A 16,605-nucleotide genomic window follows, 5' to 3' on the forward strand; every position below is an offset into this window, starting at 1 on the left:
ACCGTCGTATTTCGACACCACATAGGGTGCGGGCATGGAGATCCGCTGGATGCGCGCGTTCCTCGCCGTAGCCGAGGTGTCGAACTACGGCCGGGCCGCCGAGTCGTTGCGCATAGCCCAGCCCGCGGTCAGCCAGCAGATCCAGCAGCTGGAGAGGCATCTCGGAGTGAAGCTGTTCGACCGCGGTACGAGACCGATTCGGCTGACCGCCGCGGGCGAGCAATTTCTCGAACCCTGCCGATCCGCGATGAAAGCCGTTGCCTGGGCCGAGCAGTCGGCGTCGGCGGGCAATCCCGCGGAGGAGGGCCGTGTGCGGGTCGGATTCAGCGGTGCCTACGGACAGTCGAAGCTGCCCCTGTTCGCCCGGACCGTGCGCAAGAGATATCCGAAGCTCGAGCTGGTTCTCGACGGGGCGAGACCGAGCGGGCTGATCCTCGACGACATCTATTCCGGCAAGCTCGATCTCGGTTTCGTCTCGGCGGCCCTGTCACATCCCGAGATTCGGACGAGAGTGATCTCGATCGAGCCACTGGGGGCACTGCTCTACGCCGACCACCGACTGGCGAAACGCTCGGAGATCTCGCTGTCCGAACTGCGCGACGAGCCGTTCGTCACCAACCCCGCGTCGTCGGGATCCACACTCCGTCTGGACGTGCTGGCCGCATGTCACGACGCGGGGTTCACGCCGGAGATCGCGCAGGAAACGTCCGATGGATCGACGCTGACCGCACTGGTTGCGGCCGGCGTGGGGGTGTCACTCATCCCCGTCAGTTCTCATCGCGCCGGAGCGGTCGACGCCGTCGTCGTGCCCACGGACGGCGGCCGCCACCGAATTCGCGGTGCGCTGGCGTGGGCGGACAGGCCCCTGACACCGCTGCTCGGGACCGTCCTCGCGCTCGCGGAGGAGCTCATGCCGACGATCGACGAGTTCGATAAGTAGTTCTTATCGAAAGTAGTCCAAGTTGATCTTGGACTGTGATGAAGGTGTTTGGCAGAGTCGTCGGCGCAGCGGTGGTGTGATCCGCGGCACGTCATCACCTCTACTCCGGTCCGAAAGGTCCTCCCATGAGCGTACGAGCTGGTTCTGCTGCGCACCCGGACGCGCAGCAGCCTGTCGGTACCCCGGCGAGTGTGCCCGCGCGTCAGCCGCGTAAGGCGGCCTTCGCGAGTTTCCTCGGCAGCCTCGTCGAGTACTACGACTTCTTCATCTACGGGTCGGCGGCCGCCCTGATCTTCCCGACGGTCTTCTTTCCGTCGGAGAGTCCGGCGACCGGCACGTTGGCGGCACTGGCGACATTCGGCGTCGGATACATCGCCCGCCCGATCGGGGCCGTGGCGCTCGGCCACTACGGCGACCGCATCGGACGCAAGCGTGTGCTCGTCTTCACGCTGGTCCTGATGGGTGTCTCGACGTTCCTCATCGGATGCCTGCCGGGGTTCGGGAGCATCGGGGTCGCGGCGCCGATCCTGCTGGTGGTCCTGCGGCTCATGCAGGGTGCGTCGGCGGCGGGCGAACAGAGTGGCGCCAATTCGCTGACCCTCGAGCATTCGCCGGAGGGTTCGAGGGCGTTCTACACCAGCTTCACGATGAGCGGCACCCAGGCGGGGCAGCTCATCGCGACCCTGGTGTTCATCCCCGTCGCCGCGCTGCCCGAGGGCATGCTGATGACGTGGGGGTGGCGAATCCCGTTCCTCGTCAGCGGAATCCTGACGATCGTCGCGCTGTTCGTCCGCCGGACGATGGAGGAGACACCGGTGTTCCGGGAGGCGGAACGCGACAACGAGCTGGTCGAGATCCCCGTCGTCGAACTGTTCAAGAATTATCGGCTGCAGATGCTCCGGGTGATCGCGTGCTCGCTCTTCGCCGTGTCGGGCACGATCATGACGGTCTTCGCGCTCGCCTACGGTACCGGTGAGGCAGGGCTCGAACGGCAGACCCTGCTGTGGGCGGGCGTCATCGCAAACATCATGCAGCTGTTCGCCATTCCACTCTGGGCGATGCTGGGAGACAGGATCGGCCGCCGGCCCGTGTATCTCGCCGGAATCGTCGGCGCCATCGCCGCGTTCTTCTTCTACTTCGAGGCGATGAGCATCGGTTCCGTTCCCCTGATCTTCGCGGTGTCGGCCTTGTTCGGTGCCGCCGCATCCGGTGTCAGCGGTGTCGGTCCGACCTTCTTCGCGGAAATGTTCGATACCCGAGTGCGGTTCTCCGGCATCGCCATCTCGACGCAGATCGGGTTCGCTTTCGCGGGCTTCGCCCCGAGCATCGGCTATGCGCTGCTCGGAACCGGCACGCACGGGTGGATACCGGTGGCGGCGTTCGGCTCCGTCTGCCTGCTGGTTGCCGGCCTCTCGGCGGTGACCGCCCCGGAGACGGGCAGCGTCGCGATCACCGACCTAGGCAAGAAGTAATCGATCCCCGAACCGCCTCGCTGCGGTTCCCCATCACGAGGAGAACTCATGACGCTCGACCCCGACATGGCAGTACTGCTGGACAAGCTGAACGACTGGGACGCCGCCGCAGGTCCGCAGACGACGATCGAAGGCGCCCGCAAGCGCATCGAGGAGATGCGTGCCCTCTACTTCGAACCCGAACTGCTCGAGGTGCGAGAAGTCGAGAACGTCACCGTCCCGGGTCCTGCCGGCGGCATCCCCGCCCGGATCTACCGGCCGGACACGGAGGAGTCGACTCTGCCGACCGTCCTGTACCTGCACGGCGGCGGCTGGGTGATGGGCGGCCTCGACTCCCACGAGTCACACGCTCGACGCGTCTGCGCCCGAACCGGCTCCGTCGTCGTCGCCGTCGACTACCGGCTGGCACCGGAACACCCGTTCCCGGCGGGCTACGACGACTGCCTGGCATCGCTCCACTGGATCCACGACACCATCGATCGGCTGGGCGGCGACGCGTCCCGAATTGCCGTCGCCGGAGACAGCGCAGGTGCAAATCTCGCGGCGTCGGTGGCCTTGGCGGCCCGCGACGCGGAACTTCCTCTGCGGGCACAACTGCTGCTGTACGTGCCGGTGCATCTCGCGAAGCGTTACCCGTCGATGGACGAACTTGCCGACGGGTATTTCCTCAGGATGCCGGCAAACGAGGACATGGGGGCCGGCTACCTCGACGACCGCAGACTGTCGTCGGACCCCCGCGTCTCGCCGATCGAGGGCGATCTGGCGGGGGTGGCACCCGCCATCGTGTGCGGGGCCGAATGCGATCCGCTCCGAGATCACGCCCCCGCGTACGCCGCTGCGCTGGAGGCCGCCGGTGTGCCGGTGCGACTCCGGATCTCCCCGGGCATGCTGCACGGGTACTGGAGCATGGGCGTCGTGCCACGCGCCAACGACCTCGCGAACCAGCTGTGCGAAGAACTCGCGGAGTTGCTCGCCCCGGAGTAGCTCGCCATTCCACTACCGTGAACCGCATGAACGAGTTGCTGGAACGTGACGGTGTGCGCGGACATCTCCACCGCCCCGCGGGTGACGCAGTGGCGGGGCTGGTTCTGACGCATGGAGCGGGAAGTGACTGCGACACAAAGCTGTTGCGTGCCATGACCGACGGGTTCGTGGAGCGGGGCGTCGTCGTCCTGCGGTTCGATCTGCCGTTCCGTCAGCGCCGCGCGTCGGGTCCGCCGCATCCGTCGAAGGCGGCGGAGGATCGGGACGGCGTTGCGGCCGCGGTGGCCGTGATGCGGGAGCTGGTGTCGGCGCCGGTGTGGGCAGGCGGGCACTCGTACGGCGGGCGGCAGGCGTCCATGCTCGCTTCGGAGCGACCGGGGCTCGTCGACGCCCTGTTGTTGCTGTCGTACCCGCTGCATCCACCGGCCAAGCCGGAGAAGCTCCGCACCGAGCACCTGCCCGGTCTCCGCACCCCAACCGTGGTGGTGCACGGTTCGAAGGACCCGTTCGCGACCACCGGCGAAATGCGGTCGGCACTCGAACTGATCCCCGCACCGACGACGCTCGTCGAACTCGAGGGGGCCCGCCACGATCTGGCCCCGGACAAGTTCCCGGTGGTCGAACGCGCGGTCACGGCCATGCTCGACCTTCTGTAGGGCGGGCGAGGACGGTCGCGCGTCGTCGGTATGTTCGGTGAATGAGCAACGTGCAGACGGACGCGCCCCACTGGTTCACCACGGCGTTGGCGTCGCCGGTCGACACCGGCCGGGTCGACGTCGCCGGGGCGCAGGTCCACTACCGTGCGTGGGGGCCGTCGGGCTCACCGGGAATCGTGCTCGTGCACGGCGGCGCCGCCCACAGCCGGTGGTGGGACCATGTGGCACCCACGCTGGCCACGGGCCGTCGCGTCGTCGCACTCGACCTGACCGGGCACGGTGACAGCGACCGGCGCGCGGAGTACGGCCTGGAGCAGTGGGCGGAGGAAGCCCTGGCGGTGGCGAAGCCTGCGGGCATCTCGGGGGCGCCGGTGTTCGTCGGGCACAGCATGGGCGGCATGGTGTCCTACGTGGCAGCGCAGCTGTTCGGCGAGGATCTGGCCGGTGTCCAGCTGATCGATTCGCCCGTCCTCGCCCGCACACCGGAGGAGGAGGAAGCGCGCAAGCAGCGTGCCTTCGGTCCGAAGAAGGTCTACCCGTCCAGGGCCGAGGCGCTCGAGCGGTTCCGGTTCGTCCCGCCGCAGGACACCGCGGTGCCCGCGGTCCTGCGTCACGTCGCCGAGAACTCGATGGAGGAGGTGGACGGCGGCTGGTCGTGGAAGTTCGATTCCACGTTCTTCGCGCGCCACGGCAGCAACCACCTCGGCGGATCCGACCCACGCTGCCGCATCGCGTACTTCCGCGCCGAGAACGGCATCGTCACCGACGCCATGATGGACGACATGCGCCGACGATTCGGGCCCACCGCGGTGGTCGTGGAAATCCCCGACGCCGGACATCACGTGATGATCGACCAGCCGCTCGCGCTCGTCGTGGGCATCCGGACGGTGCTCGCGTCGTGGGACGTCGAAGATTCCGTGGCCGGGATGCCGGGCTGACTCAGTCGCCGGACCTGACGGCGGCGACGAACTGCTCGATCAGCGCCGCATCCTTCACTCCACGCGAGGATTCGACACCGCTCGACACGTCGACGCCCCACGCGCCGGTCGCGTCGACGGCGGCCCGCACGTTGCCGGGATGAAGTCCGCCGGCGAGGATCCACTCGCCGTCGGGCCGGCTCTGGTTCGCCCAGTCCCAGGGCACGCCCGCCCCGGCGGTCGCCCCGTCGACGAGGATGCGGTCGGCGCCGAAATCGCCCGACGTGTCACCGGCGACCACGGCACGGATCACGCCGAGCCCCGCCTCCCGCAACCGGGCGACGTCGTCGGCGGACTTCAGGTCGTGCACCTGGACGGTCCCGAGACCCGCCGCGGCGGCGACCTCGATCACCTCCGACACGGGACTCCCCTTGAACACACCCACCGCGACGGTGTGACCGGTGACCCGGCGGACCAGCGGCGCGGCGTCCTCGGGGGAGATCCGGCGGACGCTGTCGGCGAACACGAAACCCACTGCGTCGACGCCGAGGCGCACGGCCAGATCTACGGAGGCCTCGTCTCGCAGACCGCACACCTTGATGAATGTCACCCCGGCAATTTTACCGGTCGCTCCGAGTCGCCGACGCAGTGCGGGTTCGCGCTCTAGGCTTCGTGACGTGGAATGGCTCAGCGACCTCAGCGTGATCTCAGGGCCTCTGCCCTGGATCCTCACGGTGATCGGTGCGCTCGGCGGCGTGTGGCTGCTCGCCGCCCGCGCCCCGTGGTACCGCGGGAAGGCGATTCCGATCTGCCTGGCCGTGTCGGTGGTCGTCACCGTGGTCCTCTACGTGATGGTCGAGAAGGTTCTCCGGCCGTTCCCCGACCCCATCGAGATCTCCATCTACGTGTGGATCGGTCTGGGGCTCTTCGCGATCGTCCTTCTCGTGCCGAGGATTCGCGCCGGCCGGACGGTGAAAGCCGCCGTCGTCTCGGTCCTCGCGGTTCTCGCCGTGATTCTCGCGTCCGCGACGCAGATCAACCTGGTGTTCGACGCCTACCCCACGGTGGGCACGGCCTTCGGGGCGGAGCCGTTCGACCGGGTTCAGATGAACGACCTCGGCAGCGCCGCCGAGAACGTGGTGACGGGAACACCTCTCGACGCGTCGTGGACCGCCCCGCCCGGAATGCCGAGCGAGGGACGGGTCCTGACGGCGGCCATCCCCGGAACGGCGTCGGGGTTCGCCGCCCGCGACGCCGAGATCTACCTCCCGCCCGCCTACTTCGCCAACCCGCGCCCCCTGCTGCCGGTGCTCGTGATGCTGGCCGGTCAGCCCGGTGCGCCGGAGGACTGGTTCGCCGGCGGCAAGCTCGCCACCACGATGAACGAGTTCGCCGCGAAACACGGGGGACTGGCCCCGATCGTGGTGGTGGCGGACGGCACCGGCTCGCAGATCGCGAACCCCCTGTGTGTCGATTCGAAGCTGGGCAACGTGGCCACGTATCTGGCGAAGGACGTTCCGTCCTGGGTGAAGTCGAACCTGCAGGTGAACCCGGACCCCAAGGCGTGGGCCATCGGCGGCCTCTCCTACGGCGGCACCTGTTCGCTGCAGATGGCCACCAACTATCCCGACGTGTACCCGACGTTCCTCGACATCTCGGGTCAGGAAGAACCCACCCTCGGCGACCACCAGCGCACCCTCGACGAGGCGTTCGGCGGTGACGAGGCGGCGTTCAAGAAGGTCAACCCGCTCGATCTGATGGGGTCGAACAAGTACCCGGATACGGCAGGGGTCTTCGTGGTCGGCTCCGACGACGACGCCTACAAACCGGGGGCCCAGAAGGTCTATCAGGCCGCGAAGAACGCGGGCATGGACGTGCAGTACGTGGAAGTGCCGGGCGGACACAGCTTCGCGGTGTGGTCTGCCGGACTGGAGAAGGAACTGCCGTGGCTGGCACAGCGGTTGGGGCTGATCGGCTCGTAGGAACTCGTCACGGCGGAGAGGATGGCATGACGGCGGCGGCGCACATACTGCGGGTGGGTTCGGCGTTGCCCGACCCGCCGTTCGAGTTCCGGGACGGCGGGGCTTCTGCGGGTTTCGATGTCGAGTTCACGCGGGCCGTCGCGCAGGTGCTCGGCCTCGAATGGTCGCTCGTCCCGTACCGGGGCATCGACTTCAACGGCATCTTCGATGCGCTGGCGGACGGTGAATTCGACTGCATCGCCTCGGGAACCACCGTGACACCGCAGCGGAGGGCGCGCGCGGATTTCTGCGCTCCGTACCTCGTGTCGGGTCAGTCCCTCGCCGTCGACACGTCGCGGCATCCGGGAGTGCGCGGGGTGGACGACCTGGGCGGTCTGACCGTCGGTGTCCAGCACGGCAACACGAGTCAGCCGATCGTGGAGAGACTGGTTGCGGAGGGTCGCGCGGGTGCGATCCGGGTGTACGCCTACGACCGGATCGGGCAGGCCCTCGACGACCTGTCCTCGGGCGGGTGCGACGCCGTCATGAAACTTGCGCCTGTCCTCACCTGGCTCGTCCGGGACCGCCCGCATGTGGAGGTGGTCGAACGGGGAATCTCCCGCGAGGAGATCGCCGTCGCCGTCCGCACGGGTGATGACGCGCTGCGCGAACGCATCGAGTCGGCGCAGCGCGCCCTGGCCGCGGACGGCACCCTCGACCGGCTGAGGTCGACGTGGCTCGGGATCGGTGAAACGGACGGCGGCGCGTTCTGACCGGCACACCTGTCCAAGAATGAGAACGTGTTCTATATTTGCGGCAACCCTTTCTCTCAGTGACTGGAGTGCCCGGCATGTACGAGTGGTCAGATACCGACCTGATGTTCCGCGACGCGATCCGCGGTTTCATCGACAAGGAAATTCGGCCGCACGTCGACAAGTTGGAGACCGGTGAGCTGCCGCCGTTCGACATCATCCGCAAACTCTTCGCCACCTTCGGTCTGGACGAGATGGCCCGTGAAGCGCTGACGAAGTCGCTGGACCGCGAACGCAGTGGGGCCGTGTCCGGCGCGAAGGAAGAGAAGTCCGGCGGCCTCGGCGGTGCCGGCAGCATGGGCGTGATCATGAACGCCGAGTTGGCAGGCGTCAGCCTCGGGCTCGTCGCCTCGCTCGGGGTGAGCCTCGGGCTGGCGGCGGGCACCATCCGCAGTCGCGGGACGCTGGCGCAGAAGGAGCGGTGGCTGCCCGGCCTGGTCACGTTCGAGAAGGTCGGAGCCTGGGCCATCACCGAGCCCGACTCCGGCTCGGACGCGTTCGGCGGCATGAAGTCGTACGTGCGCCGTGACGGCGACGACTACGTCCTCAACGGGCAGAAGACGTTCATCACCAACGGTCCGTACGCCGACGTCATCATCGTCTACGCGAAGCTCGACGAGGGAGACTCGTCCGTCGACCGTCGCGACCGGAAGGTTCTCGCCTTCGTCCTCGACGCGGGCATGGAGGGGCTCACTCAGGGTGCGCCGTTCAAGAAGATGGGCATGAACTCGTCACCCACCGGAGAACTGTTCTTCGACAACGTGCGCCTCACCCGCGACCGTCTGCTCGGCGAGACGGAGGACGGCGGCAAGTCCGACGGCAAGTCCAGCGCGAAGGAAAGCTTCGCGGCCGAGCGGATCGGCATCGCGTCGCTGTCGCTGGGCATCATCAACGAGTGTCACCGGCTGTGCGTCGACTACGCCAAATCCCGCAAGCTGTGGGGTAAGGAGATCGCCCAGTTCCAGCTCATCCAGCTCAAGCTCGCGGAGATGGAAATTGCCCGCATCAACGTGCAGAACATGGTCTTCAACGCCATCGAGCGCACCGCGGCGGGGGATCAGGTGAGCCTCGCGGAGGCGTCGGCGATGAAGCTCTACTCCTCGCGGGCGGCTACGGAGGTGGCGATGGAGGCGGTGCAATTGTTCGGCGGCAACGGGTACATGGCCGAGTACCGGGTGGAGCAACTCGCGCGCGACGCGAAGTCGCTGATGATCTACGCAGGCAGCAACGAGATCCAGGTGACGCACATCGCGAAGGGTCTGCTGGCGATGTGAGGTGTGGCCCTCGGGAACAAATGTCGTACGGCGTACGTTAGTGGGGTGTCGTCAACGAAAGGACACCACCGTGAAGGTCACCGCGAGCGCACTGTCGCTGAACGTCGCAGACCCCAGTGCGTCGGCCGAGTTCGCCAAGTCCCACCTGGGCTTCGTCGAGGAGATGGCAGCCGAGGGCTTCGTGTCACTGAAGCGTGCGGACGTGGGCTTCAATCTGGTCTTCCTGAAGACCGGACTGGAAACCTTCAAGCCCGCGCGGATCGCCGGTGACGCCGGCCAGGGGTTGCTGATCGCGCTCGTCGTCGACGGTATCGACGCCGAATACGAGCGACTGCAGGCGGAGGGCGTCCCGATCGTGACGCCCATCGAAACCGAGCCCTGGGGCGAACGCTACTTCCAGATGAGCGACCCCAACGGGGTGATCATCCAACTGGTCGAATGGATGTAGCGGTCACACCGAAGCGAGGAACGGCTCGACGGCCGCGAGCACCTCGGTGCTCGCGGCCACCGCCGTCGAGTGGTCGGAACCGGGCAGGATCGTCAGCGACGCACCGGGAATCAGTGCCGCCGCCCGCCGGGTGTCGCCGATCCGCTCGGCGTCGTTCAAACCGACGAACAACAGGGTGGGGACGGCGATCCCGCGCAGGACGTCGTCGTCCACGCCCGGCTCCACACCGGAACGCCGCATGTACGCGGCGAGCGCCTTCGCGTCGTTCGCCATGAACGCCGCCCGGGTGCCTGCGTCGATCGGCCACGCGCGCAGGGCATTCCACTGCCCCAGGAACGCATCCATGCCGTCCCGCTCGAGGACGTCGATGCAGCCCGGGAAAAACAGGCGGTCGAACGCGCCGGCCTGCGGTCGGCTGCTGCCACCGCCGACGATCAGGCTCTCCAGCCGTTCGGGCGCCCCGACCGCCAAGGCCAGCGCGACCCGGCCGCCGAGCGAATACCCCAGCACGTGCGCGCTCGGAAGATCCAGGTGGTCGAGGACCGCCAGAACGTCGCCGCTGACCAGCTCCATGGCGTACGCGCTCTCGTCGTGCGGCTTGTCGCTGCGCCCGTGGCCCCGCAGATCGACCAGGATCAGCCGGTACCGGTCACGCAGCGCGGCGACGTAACCGAATCCACGCCAGATCGCGTGGGAGAGCGCCGTGCCGTGAAGGAGAACGAGCGGCTCACCGTCGCCGACGGTCTTGTACGCGATCCGGACACCGTCGACGGGATTGGTAGCGTGCTGCACCCGCCCAGTCTGCATCACTCAGAAGTCGCGGCCCTCCGACACCCACTGCAGATCCTCCGAACGCGCACCCTCCACGTGCTCCCCGGCCGAGTTCAGCACCGCCAGCTGCGCCGCATCGAGTTCGATACCGAGAGCACCGGCGTTCTCCGTCACCCGTTCCGCACTGCGGGTTCCGGGGATGGGTACGACCGGAAGTCCGAACGCGCGGCCTTGCGCGTAGAGCCACGCCAGCGCAACCTGTGCGGGCGTGGCACCCAGGTCGCCTGCGACCGAATTCACCGCGTCCACCACGCCGAGGTTCCGCTGCAGCGTGCCCGCCGCGAACCGGGGGAGAGTCCGGCGGAAGTCGTTGGGCGCCAAGGTATCGACGCCGGTGACGGTCCCGGTGAGGAACCCTCGGCCGAGCGGCGAGTAGGGGACGAACCCGACACCCAGTGCGGCCGCCGCCGGCACGATCCGCGCCTCGACGTCGCGGCTCCAGATGCTCCATTCCGACTGGACTGCCGTGATGGGATGCACCGCGTGCGCGGACGCCAGCTCCCCGGCCGTCACCTCCGACAGTCCGAGGTGTCGCACCTTGCCCGCCGCCACCAGTTCGGCCATCGCACCGACGGTGTCCTCGATCGGAACCGACGGGTCGGGGCGGTGCAGGTAGTAGAGGTCGATCGTGACGGTGCCGAGTCGGCGCAGGCTGGCGTCCACCGCCTCGTGGACGTAGGCGCGGTCGCCGCGGGTCGAGGCGCCGCCCTCGCTCCGCTTCCTCGGATCCCCACAATCCCGAACTTGGTTGCCAGCGTGACTTCCTCGCGCCGGTCCCTCAGTAACTGCGCGATCAACCGCTCGTTGTCGCCGGCCCCGTACACGTCGGCGGTGTCGAGGAAACTCACTCCGAGATCCACCGCGTGATGCAGCGTCGCGAGCGCCTTCCCCGGTTCCACCCCGCCGTAGACGGGTGTGAGAGCCATTCCTCCGAAACCCATGTCGGAGACGGTGAGCGAGTCACCCAGGTTTGTCGTACCGATGTCGGTCATACTTCTCCTCGTCGTTGTCGGGCGGGGTCTTCGTCGGTCCCTGCGATGAGGGCCCGGTAGTGATCGACCTTGGTGTCGAGGGCCGCCAGGGCGTCGTCGAGCCTCGCCTGCTGGGCGAGGATGCGTTCGCGATGCGCGAGCAGCAGCGCCAACCGCCGCTCGTGGGTCTCGGCGCCCCCGGCCAGCAGCACCGCGAAACGCTGCATGTCACTGGTCGGCATGCCCGTCGTCCGCAGCTTCACCAGCAGTTCGATCAGCCGCACGTCCCGCTCGCTGTAACGGCGGCGACGGTCCGAACCCCGCGCGATCGTCGGGATCATCCCCTCGCGCTCGTACCAGCGCAGGGTGTCCTGCGTGAGGCCCGTGATCGCCGCGACCTCCGAGATACTCGCGAACGTTCCGGTCGACTGCTCCAACTGGGTGGCCATGACTGAACCGTACGACTTGGAGTGCACTCCAACGCAACAGCCGGGCGACTCCGTACCCTTGCTACGTCACAGAGGGGGTCGCAGCTGACCTGCTTCCCTTTCGAGTGCTGCGCCGACCTGGAGGAGGAGGTCGTCGCGGTGGTGTGGGGCGATGAGTTGGACCGCGCAGGGCAGCCCGTCGGCGCTCAGGCCCATGGGGATGCTGATGGCCGGATTGCCGGTGTCGTTGAATACCGAGGTGTAGGTGATGGGTATCGTCCGGTCGCGCAGCGCCGCGCTCATGTCCGGTCCTTCGGCGGGCCAGGCGGTGGTGGGTGTGGTGGGCGTGAGCAGCAGGTCGTACGGCTCGAACAGGTCGGCCGCCCACACATCGAGCCGGCTGCGGTATTCCCAGTAGCGGGCGAGGTCGTCGAGGGTGGTGGCGCGACCGCGGTCGAGAATCGCCGCGAACCATGGTTCGAAATCTTCTGGACGTGAGTCGAACTCGTCCCGTACCGCAGTGAACCTGATGTACGCGAGGATCTGCTGGCGCAGTTGGAGCGATGCGGGGAACGTTTCCGCGCCGGGGAGTGCAGTGTTGTCGTCCATGACTTGGTGACCGAGTGAGCGCAGCGACTGGGTGGCACGCTCGACCGCGTGCAGGATGTCCGGGTGCGGATTCGCGACGCCGAAGGTCCGGTTGACGCCGACCCGCAGCCGCGGCGACGGCCGATCCAGTGCACCGCGGTAAGAGTATCCAGGATCCGGCACCGAGAACGTGTCTGCGGGATGGTATCCGGCGACGATGTCGAGGTGCAGTGCGGTGTCACGAACGCTGCGACCCATCGGGGTCGGGCAACTGTGATGGGTCCAGGCAGGTGATGCTGCGGGAATGCGGCCACGGGTGGGTTTGAGGCCGACGATTCCGCACAGAGCTGCGGGGATTCGGGTGGATCCGCCGCCGTCGCCCGCGGTGGCGAGCGGTGCGAGGCCGGCGGCGACTGCGGCGGCCGATCCACCGCTCGAACCGCCGGCCGAGGCCATCGGGTTCCACGGGTTTCGGGTGGTTCCGAAGGCGTCGTTGTCGGTGTGGATGGCGGCGCCCATCGGGGGCGCGTTCGTCTTCCCGATCACGATGGCTCCCGCACTACGAAGGCGGGCGACGTGGATACTGTCCGCGACGGCGTCCGGCCCGAGGCAGAACGCCTTTGTCCCTCTGCTGGTCGGGAATCCGCGCGCGTTCTCGAGGTCTTTGACCACGACCGGTATTCCGGTGAGTGGTCCGACCGTGATTCCGCGGGCGATGTTTCCGGTTGCGGTGGCGGCTTCTGCCCGTGATCGATCGGCGTCGAGGGAGACGACCGCATTGATGTCCGGGTTGTGCTTGTCGATCCGGTCGAGAAAGTGCTCGACAAGTTCGGTCGGGGAGAGGGCCTTGGCATGGATCATGGCGGCGAGATCGCTGACCGCGGTGAAGGCGAAGTCGGACATGCTGATTGTGGCTCCTGCTGTCGAATGTCGGTCACTTCGGACTGGATGCGGCGAGTCGGTGGGCGTCCCGCGGGGGATCGACCGTGACGATCGCGACGAGGCCGCCGATCACCATCACCACGGCGGCGGTGAGGAAGGCGTTCTGGTACCCGGCGTGCACGGAGTCCGACCAGCCGATGATCTTGCCCGTCAGAAACGGCGCGATGACCCCGGGCAAGGTGCTCACGGCAAGAGTGATTCCGAAAATTGCGCCGCGCTGATGGGCGGGCATGATTTCTGCCATGGTCAGATAACCGAGGGGGTAGGCCAGCGTGGGTGCACCGAAGGCGATGACCGCCAAAGCAATACACAGGGGCGTGGAATCGACGAACGGGAACGCCAGCATGCAGATGCCGGCGACGGTCACCGCGGTGCCCTGCACGACTCCTCGCATCCATCTACTCGACACACCGCGGCGGATCATCACCCCGGTCAGCGGGACGACGGTGAGCACCAGGACGAGCGACAGCGCCGCCTTGCCGCTGATGACCGACGCCGCACCGCCGGGTGTCATGTCGACCTGAGACTCCAGGTAGGCCGGCACCCACGCCACGGCAATGGCCATGGACCAGTACGCCCCGAAACTGCACGCCAGTCCGCCGAGCACCGTCCCGTTTCCCAGTAGCGTGCGGTACGGCAGTCGCGGGCGGGTCGGGTCACCGTCCGCAGACGCTGCCGGGTCGGCGGTGAACGGTCCGTCCTGGCCGAACCGCAACCACAGAACCGACCACACCATGGCGACGACGCTCAGCGCGATGAATGCGGCGCGCCAACCGTAGTTGGTGATGATGAAGGCCAGGACTGGTGCCGCGAGTAGGAGTCCGATCGAGCCGCCGGCGATTTGCAATGCCGTAGGCAGTGCGCGTTTCCCCTCGGGGAACCACTTGTACAGGGCGTGCATGGACATCGGTGACGCGGGTCCCTCGGCGGCGCCGAGCAGCATGCGGCTGACGACCAGCGTCGGCACTGCCGCCACGAGGAGTACCGGAATCGGTGCGAGTGCCCAGCCCACCGCGAGGGAGAACAGGATCATGCGGCTCGACATCCGAGTGGAGATCAACCCCACCAGGAGTCCGGTGAGGTTGAACAACAGGTAGAAAGCGCTGGCAACCAGGCCATAGGTGCTCTCGCTCATGTTCAACTCGTCCATGAGGGGTATCGCCGCGAATCCGAGCACTGCCTTGTCGGCGAAGTTGATCAGCATGAACACGACGATCAGGCCGAGAACGGTCCAGGAGCGCCGTCGGTCGAATACAGGTTCATCCGGCTGTCTGGGAGTGGGCGGGTGCGGTGTCTTCGTTGTGGCCGCGGAAGTCCGTTGGATCCCGGTGTCGGTCATGGCAGTGTCCTCGAAGTCGTGGGATGCGGTGCGCCGGTCACGTTCAGATGACGCCGTCGGTGCGTAAGCGGGCGAGGTCGTCGCCGGACAGGCCCAGCATCTCGGTGAGGACCGCGTCGGTATGCTCCCCCAGATCGGGGCCGAGGGTGCGGATCCGGCCGGGAGTGCCCGTCATGCGCGGCAGCGGTGCGGCCATCGGCAACACGCCGTGCTGCTCGTCGTCGACGGTGACGACGGTGCCGCGTTCGCTGTAGTGCGGGTCGGCGGCGATGTCGGCGATGTTCATGATCGGAGCGGCCGGAATATCTGCGTCGTTGAGGAGTTTGACAGCGTGGTCGGCGGTCTGGTCGGCCACCCAGTCGGTGATGATCGAATACAGCGCATCCTGGTGGACGACGCGGTCGGTGCGGGTGGCGAAGCGAGGATCGGTGGCGAGGTCCGGTCGCTCGAGGACCGCGGCGAGCTTGCGGAACAGCGGGTCGGTGCCGGCGTGCAACGAGATCCGCCGTTCGTCGGCGGTGTCGAAGTCGCTCGCCGGCACGATGCCCAGATTCTTGTTGCCCAACCTCTCGCGGATCTGACCGGCGGCCCCGTAGGCGAGCAGTGCGTTCTCGCTGGCCCGGAAGCCGGCCTCGTAGAGCCCGAGATCGATGATCTGCCCGGTACCTCCGCGATGGTCGCGGTGGTAGAGCGCGGTGACGGTGGCGAACGCTGCGAGATACGCCGACATGTAGTCGACCACCGAGTATCCCGAACGCACCGGATCCCGATCCGGCTCACCGCTCACATAGGTCAGGCCCGCGAAGGCACTCGAGATCCGATCGAACGCACCGCGGTCGCGGTAGGGCCCGGTCAGGCCGTACCCGGTGATGAACACCAGAACGGCTCGAGGGTTGAGTTGCTGCAGTGTCTCCGGTCCGAGTCCCCACTTCTCCAGAGTCGGTGGCCGATAGTTCGACACCACCACGTCGAACTGCGGGATCAGCTGCCGGACCAGGTCCCGGCCGCATTCGGTGCGCAGGTCGATCGTCACCGATTTCTTGTTGCGCCCCTCCTGGACCCATTGGAGTGAACGGTGACGACCGTCCTCGCTGCCGAGCCCGGCCCGCGTGAAATCCCCGGTGCCCGGCTCCTCGACCTTGACCACCTCGGCACCGAAGTCGCCCAGGAAGGTCGCGGTGACCGGCGCGGCCAGCACCGTGGACAAATCCAGAACCCGAATGCCTTCCAACGGCAACTGAGTGTCCGTCATACCCGCCCCACCTTCTAACGAAGTGTTATTAACGTTTGGTAGTAACGGACTGTATATTGTGAGTGAGGTCACCACAAGGTGCCGAGGAGAAATCGGAGGACGGTCGATGACCGAGGCGGGTGCAACGCAGAAGAAGCCGCGTAGGCGGCGTGGAAGCCGCGAAGACACCGAGAACGAATTACTCGACGCCACACTGCGATTACTCGAACGCGACGGTGTACTCGCCGGCATCACGCTGCGGGAGGTCGCGCAGGAGGCCGGTGTCAATCACGGGCAGATCTACCAGTATTTCGGCAGCAGACAGATGCTGCTGCGGGCTGCGATCAGCCGCCTGGTCGACCAGAACCGCCTCGACCCCGACGAGCATTGGAGCCTTCCGTTCAGTGACCGCCGGCGGGTGATGTGGCAGCGAGCCCGACAGCATCCCGATTTCGTCAAACTCGAGGCATTGCTCGCCCTCGACGGCGACCCCGACTTCACCCTCTTCCCGCTACTCGACCGGACCCGTGCCGCGCTCGACCGAGACAAGGACACCGGGGCGCTGCCACAGGGCGCCGACGGAGAAGTCATGCACGCCTTGACCGCCGCCACCTATCTCGGATACGGCATATTCCGCGACACCATCGCCAGGGACCTGGGCATCTCGCTCGACGAACTCGACGAACGCGCCGGAGCCGTATTCGACCAGATCCTCGACGGACTGCAGAACGCTGACACCCCAGCACGCACCTCCGACCGTGCAACCACACCTCGCGCGGGCAAGTAGGCGACGCCCGTCGCCGCGGCGCCA

Annotated in this window: 16 protein-coding genes and 1 pseudogene; 10 read left to right on the top strand and 7 right to left on the bottom strand. The window is 67.2% G+C overall.

What is annotated here, in order from left to right; translation table 11 throughout:
• Nucleotides 1-34 precede the first annotated feature (34 nt).
• The 5 genes from QM693_RS04915 (at nt 35) to QM693_RS04935 (ending at nt 4,990) form a co-directional block, all read left to right on the top strand.
• Nucleotides 35-940, top strand: a complete 906-nt coding sequence (locus tag QM693_RS04915; protein WP_283351591.1) for a LysR family transcriptional regulator — start codon at nt 35-37, stop codon at nt 938-940.
• 125 nt (nt 941-1,065) lie between these two features.
• Entirely contained in the window at nt 1,066-2,412 is a 1,347-nt protein-coding gene (locus tag QM693_RS04920; protein WP_283351592.1) for an MFS transporter, read from the top strand.
• Between the two features lie 48 nt (nt 2,413-2,460).
• The gene (locus QM693_RS04925) at nt 2,461-3,396 is read left to right on the top strand and encodes an alpha/beta hydrolase (RefSeq protein WP_283351593.1); all 936 of its coding nucleotides are present in this window, start codon (nt 2,461-2,463) and stop codon (nt 3,394-3,396) included.
• A 17-nt stretch (nt 3,397-3,413) separates the two neighbouring features.
• Nucleotides 3,414-4,052 (top strand): alpha/beta hydrolase family protein, encoded by a 639-nt coding sequence (locus QM693_RS04930; protein WP_280784573.1) that lies wholly within the window; start codon nt 3,414-3,416, stop codon nt 4,050-4,052.
• 41 nt (nt 4,053-4,093) lie between these two features.
• Nucleotides 4,094-4,990 carry an alpha/beta fold hydrolase gene (locus QM693_RS04935; RefSeq protein ID WP_283351594.1) on the top strand — a complete coding sequence of 299 codons (897 nt, stop codon included), beginning with the start codon at nt 4,094-4,096 and terminating at the stop codon, nt 4,988-4,990.
• A 1-nt stretch (nt 4,991) separates the two neighbouring features.
• Here the strand turns inward: QM693_RS04935 and QM693_RS04940 are convergent, their stop codons facing one another.
• A complete protein-coding gene (locus QM693_RS04940) occupies nt 4,992-5,579 on the bottom strand; it encodes a phosphoribosylanthranilate isomerase (RefSeq protein ID WP_280784571.1) in 588 nt (195 codons plus the stop codon).
• 67 nt (nt 5,580-5,646) lie between these two features.
• Between QM693_RS04940 and QM693_RS04945 the strand changes: the two genes are divergently transcribed.
• The 4 genes from QM693_RS04945 to QM693_RS04960 all read left to right on the top strand — a co-directional run bounded on the left by QM693_RS04945 (nt 5,647) and on the right by QM693_RS04960 (nt 9,464).
• Nucleotides 5,647-6,951, top strand: a complete 1,305-nt coding sequence (locus QM693_RS04945) for an alpha/beta hydrolase (RefSeq protein WP_283351595.1) — start codon at nt 5,647-5,649, stop codon at nt 6,949-6,951.
• Between the two features lie 26 nt (nt 6,952-6,977).
• Nucleotides 6,978-7,703 (top strand): ABC transporter substrate-binding protein, encoded by a 726-nt coding sequence (locus QM693_RS04950; protein ID WP_283351596.1) that lies wholly within the window; start codon nt 6,978-6,980, stop codon nt 7,701-7,703.
• A gap of 77 nt (nt 7,704-7,780) precedes the next feature.
• Complete coding sequence (locus QM693_RS04955; RefSeq protein WP_283351803.1) at nt 7,781-9,016, top strand: acyl-CoA dehydrogenase family protein; 1,236 nt, start codon at nt 7,781-7,783, stop codon at nt 9,014-9,016.
• A 70-nt stretch (nt 9,017-9,086) separates the two neighbouring features.
• Nucleotides 9,087-9,464, top strand: coding sequence for a VOC family protein (locus QM693_RS04960; protein WP_009478176.1), 378 nt, complete (start codon nt 9,087-9,089; stop codon nt 9,462-9,464).
• 3 nt (nt 9,465-9,467) lie between these two features.
• Here the strand turns inward: QM693_RS04960 and QM693_RS04965 are convergent, their stop codons facing one another.
• From QM693_RS04965 to QM693_RS04990, 6 genes and pseudogenes are all read right to left on the bottom strand, one after another.
• The gene (locus QM693_RS04965; protein WP_283351597.1) at nt 9,468-10,274 is read right to left on the bottom strand and encodes an alpha/beta fold hydrolase; all 807 of its coding nucleotides are present in this window, start codon (nt 10,272-10,274) and stop codon (nt 9,468-9,470) included.
• A pseudogene (locus tag QM693_RS04970) lies at nt 10,275-11,287 on the bottom strand (aldo/keto reductase). It abuts the gene before it with no gap.
• Nucleotides 11,284-11,715: a MerR family transcriptional regulator gene (locus QM693_RS04975; protein WP_283351598.1), complete on the bottom strand. Its 432-nt coding sequence runs from the start codon at nt 11,713-11,715 to the stop codon at nt 11,284-11,286. Before QM693_RS04975 ends, QM693_RS04970 begins: the two are co-directional and overlap by 4 nt.
• Before the next feature lie 66 nt (nt 11,716-11,781).
• Entirely contained in the window at nt 11,782-13,185 is a 1,404-nt protein-coding gene (locus tag QM693_RS04980) for an amidase (protein WP_283351599.1), read from the bottom strand.
• A 31-nt stretch (nt 13,186-13,216) separates the two neighbouring features.
• A complete protein-coding gene (locus QM693_RS04985; protein WP_283351600.1) occupies nt 13,217-14,563 on the bottom strand; it encodes an MFS transporter in 1,347 nt (448 codons plus the stop codon).
• 43 nt (nt 14,564-14,606) lie between these two features.
• The gene (locus tag QM693_RS04990) at nt 14,607-15,815 is read right to left on the bottom strand and encodes a CaiB/BaiF CoA transferase family protein (protein WP_283351601.1); all 1,209 of its coding nucleotides are present in this window, start codon (nt 15,813-15,815) and stop codon (nt 14,607-14,609) included.
• A 106-nt stretch (nt 15,816-15,921) separates the two neighbouring features.
• Between QM693_RS04990 and QM693_RS04995 the strand changes: the two genes are divergently transcribed.
• Nucleotides 15,922-16,581 carry a TetR/AcrR family transcriptional regulator gene (locus QM693_RS04995; protein WP_283351602.1) on the top strand — a complete coding sequence of 220 codons (660 nt, stop codon included), beginning with the start codon at nt 15,922-15,924 and terminating at the stop codon, nt 16,579-16,581.
• Nucleotides 16,582-16,605: the final 24 nt, after the last annotated feature.

Source organism: Rhodococcus sp. IEGM 1305 (assembly GCF_030058635.1).
Classification (GTDB): Bacteria; Actinomycetota; Actinomycetes; order Mycobacteriales; family Mycobacteriaceae; genus Rhodococcus_F; species Rhodococcus_F opacus_D.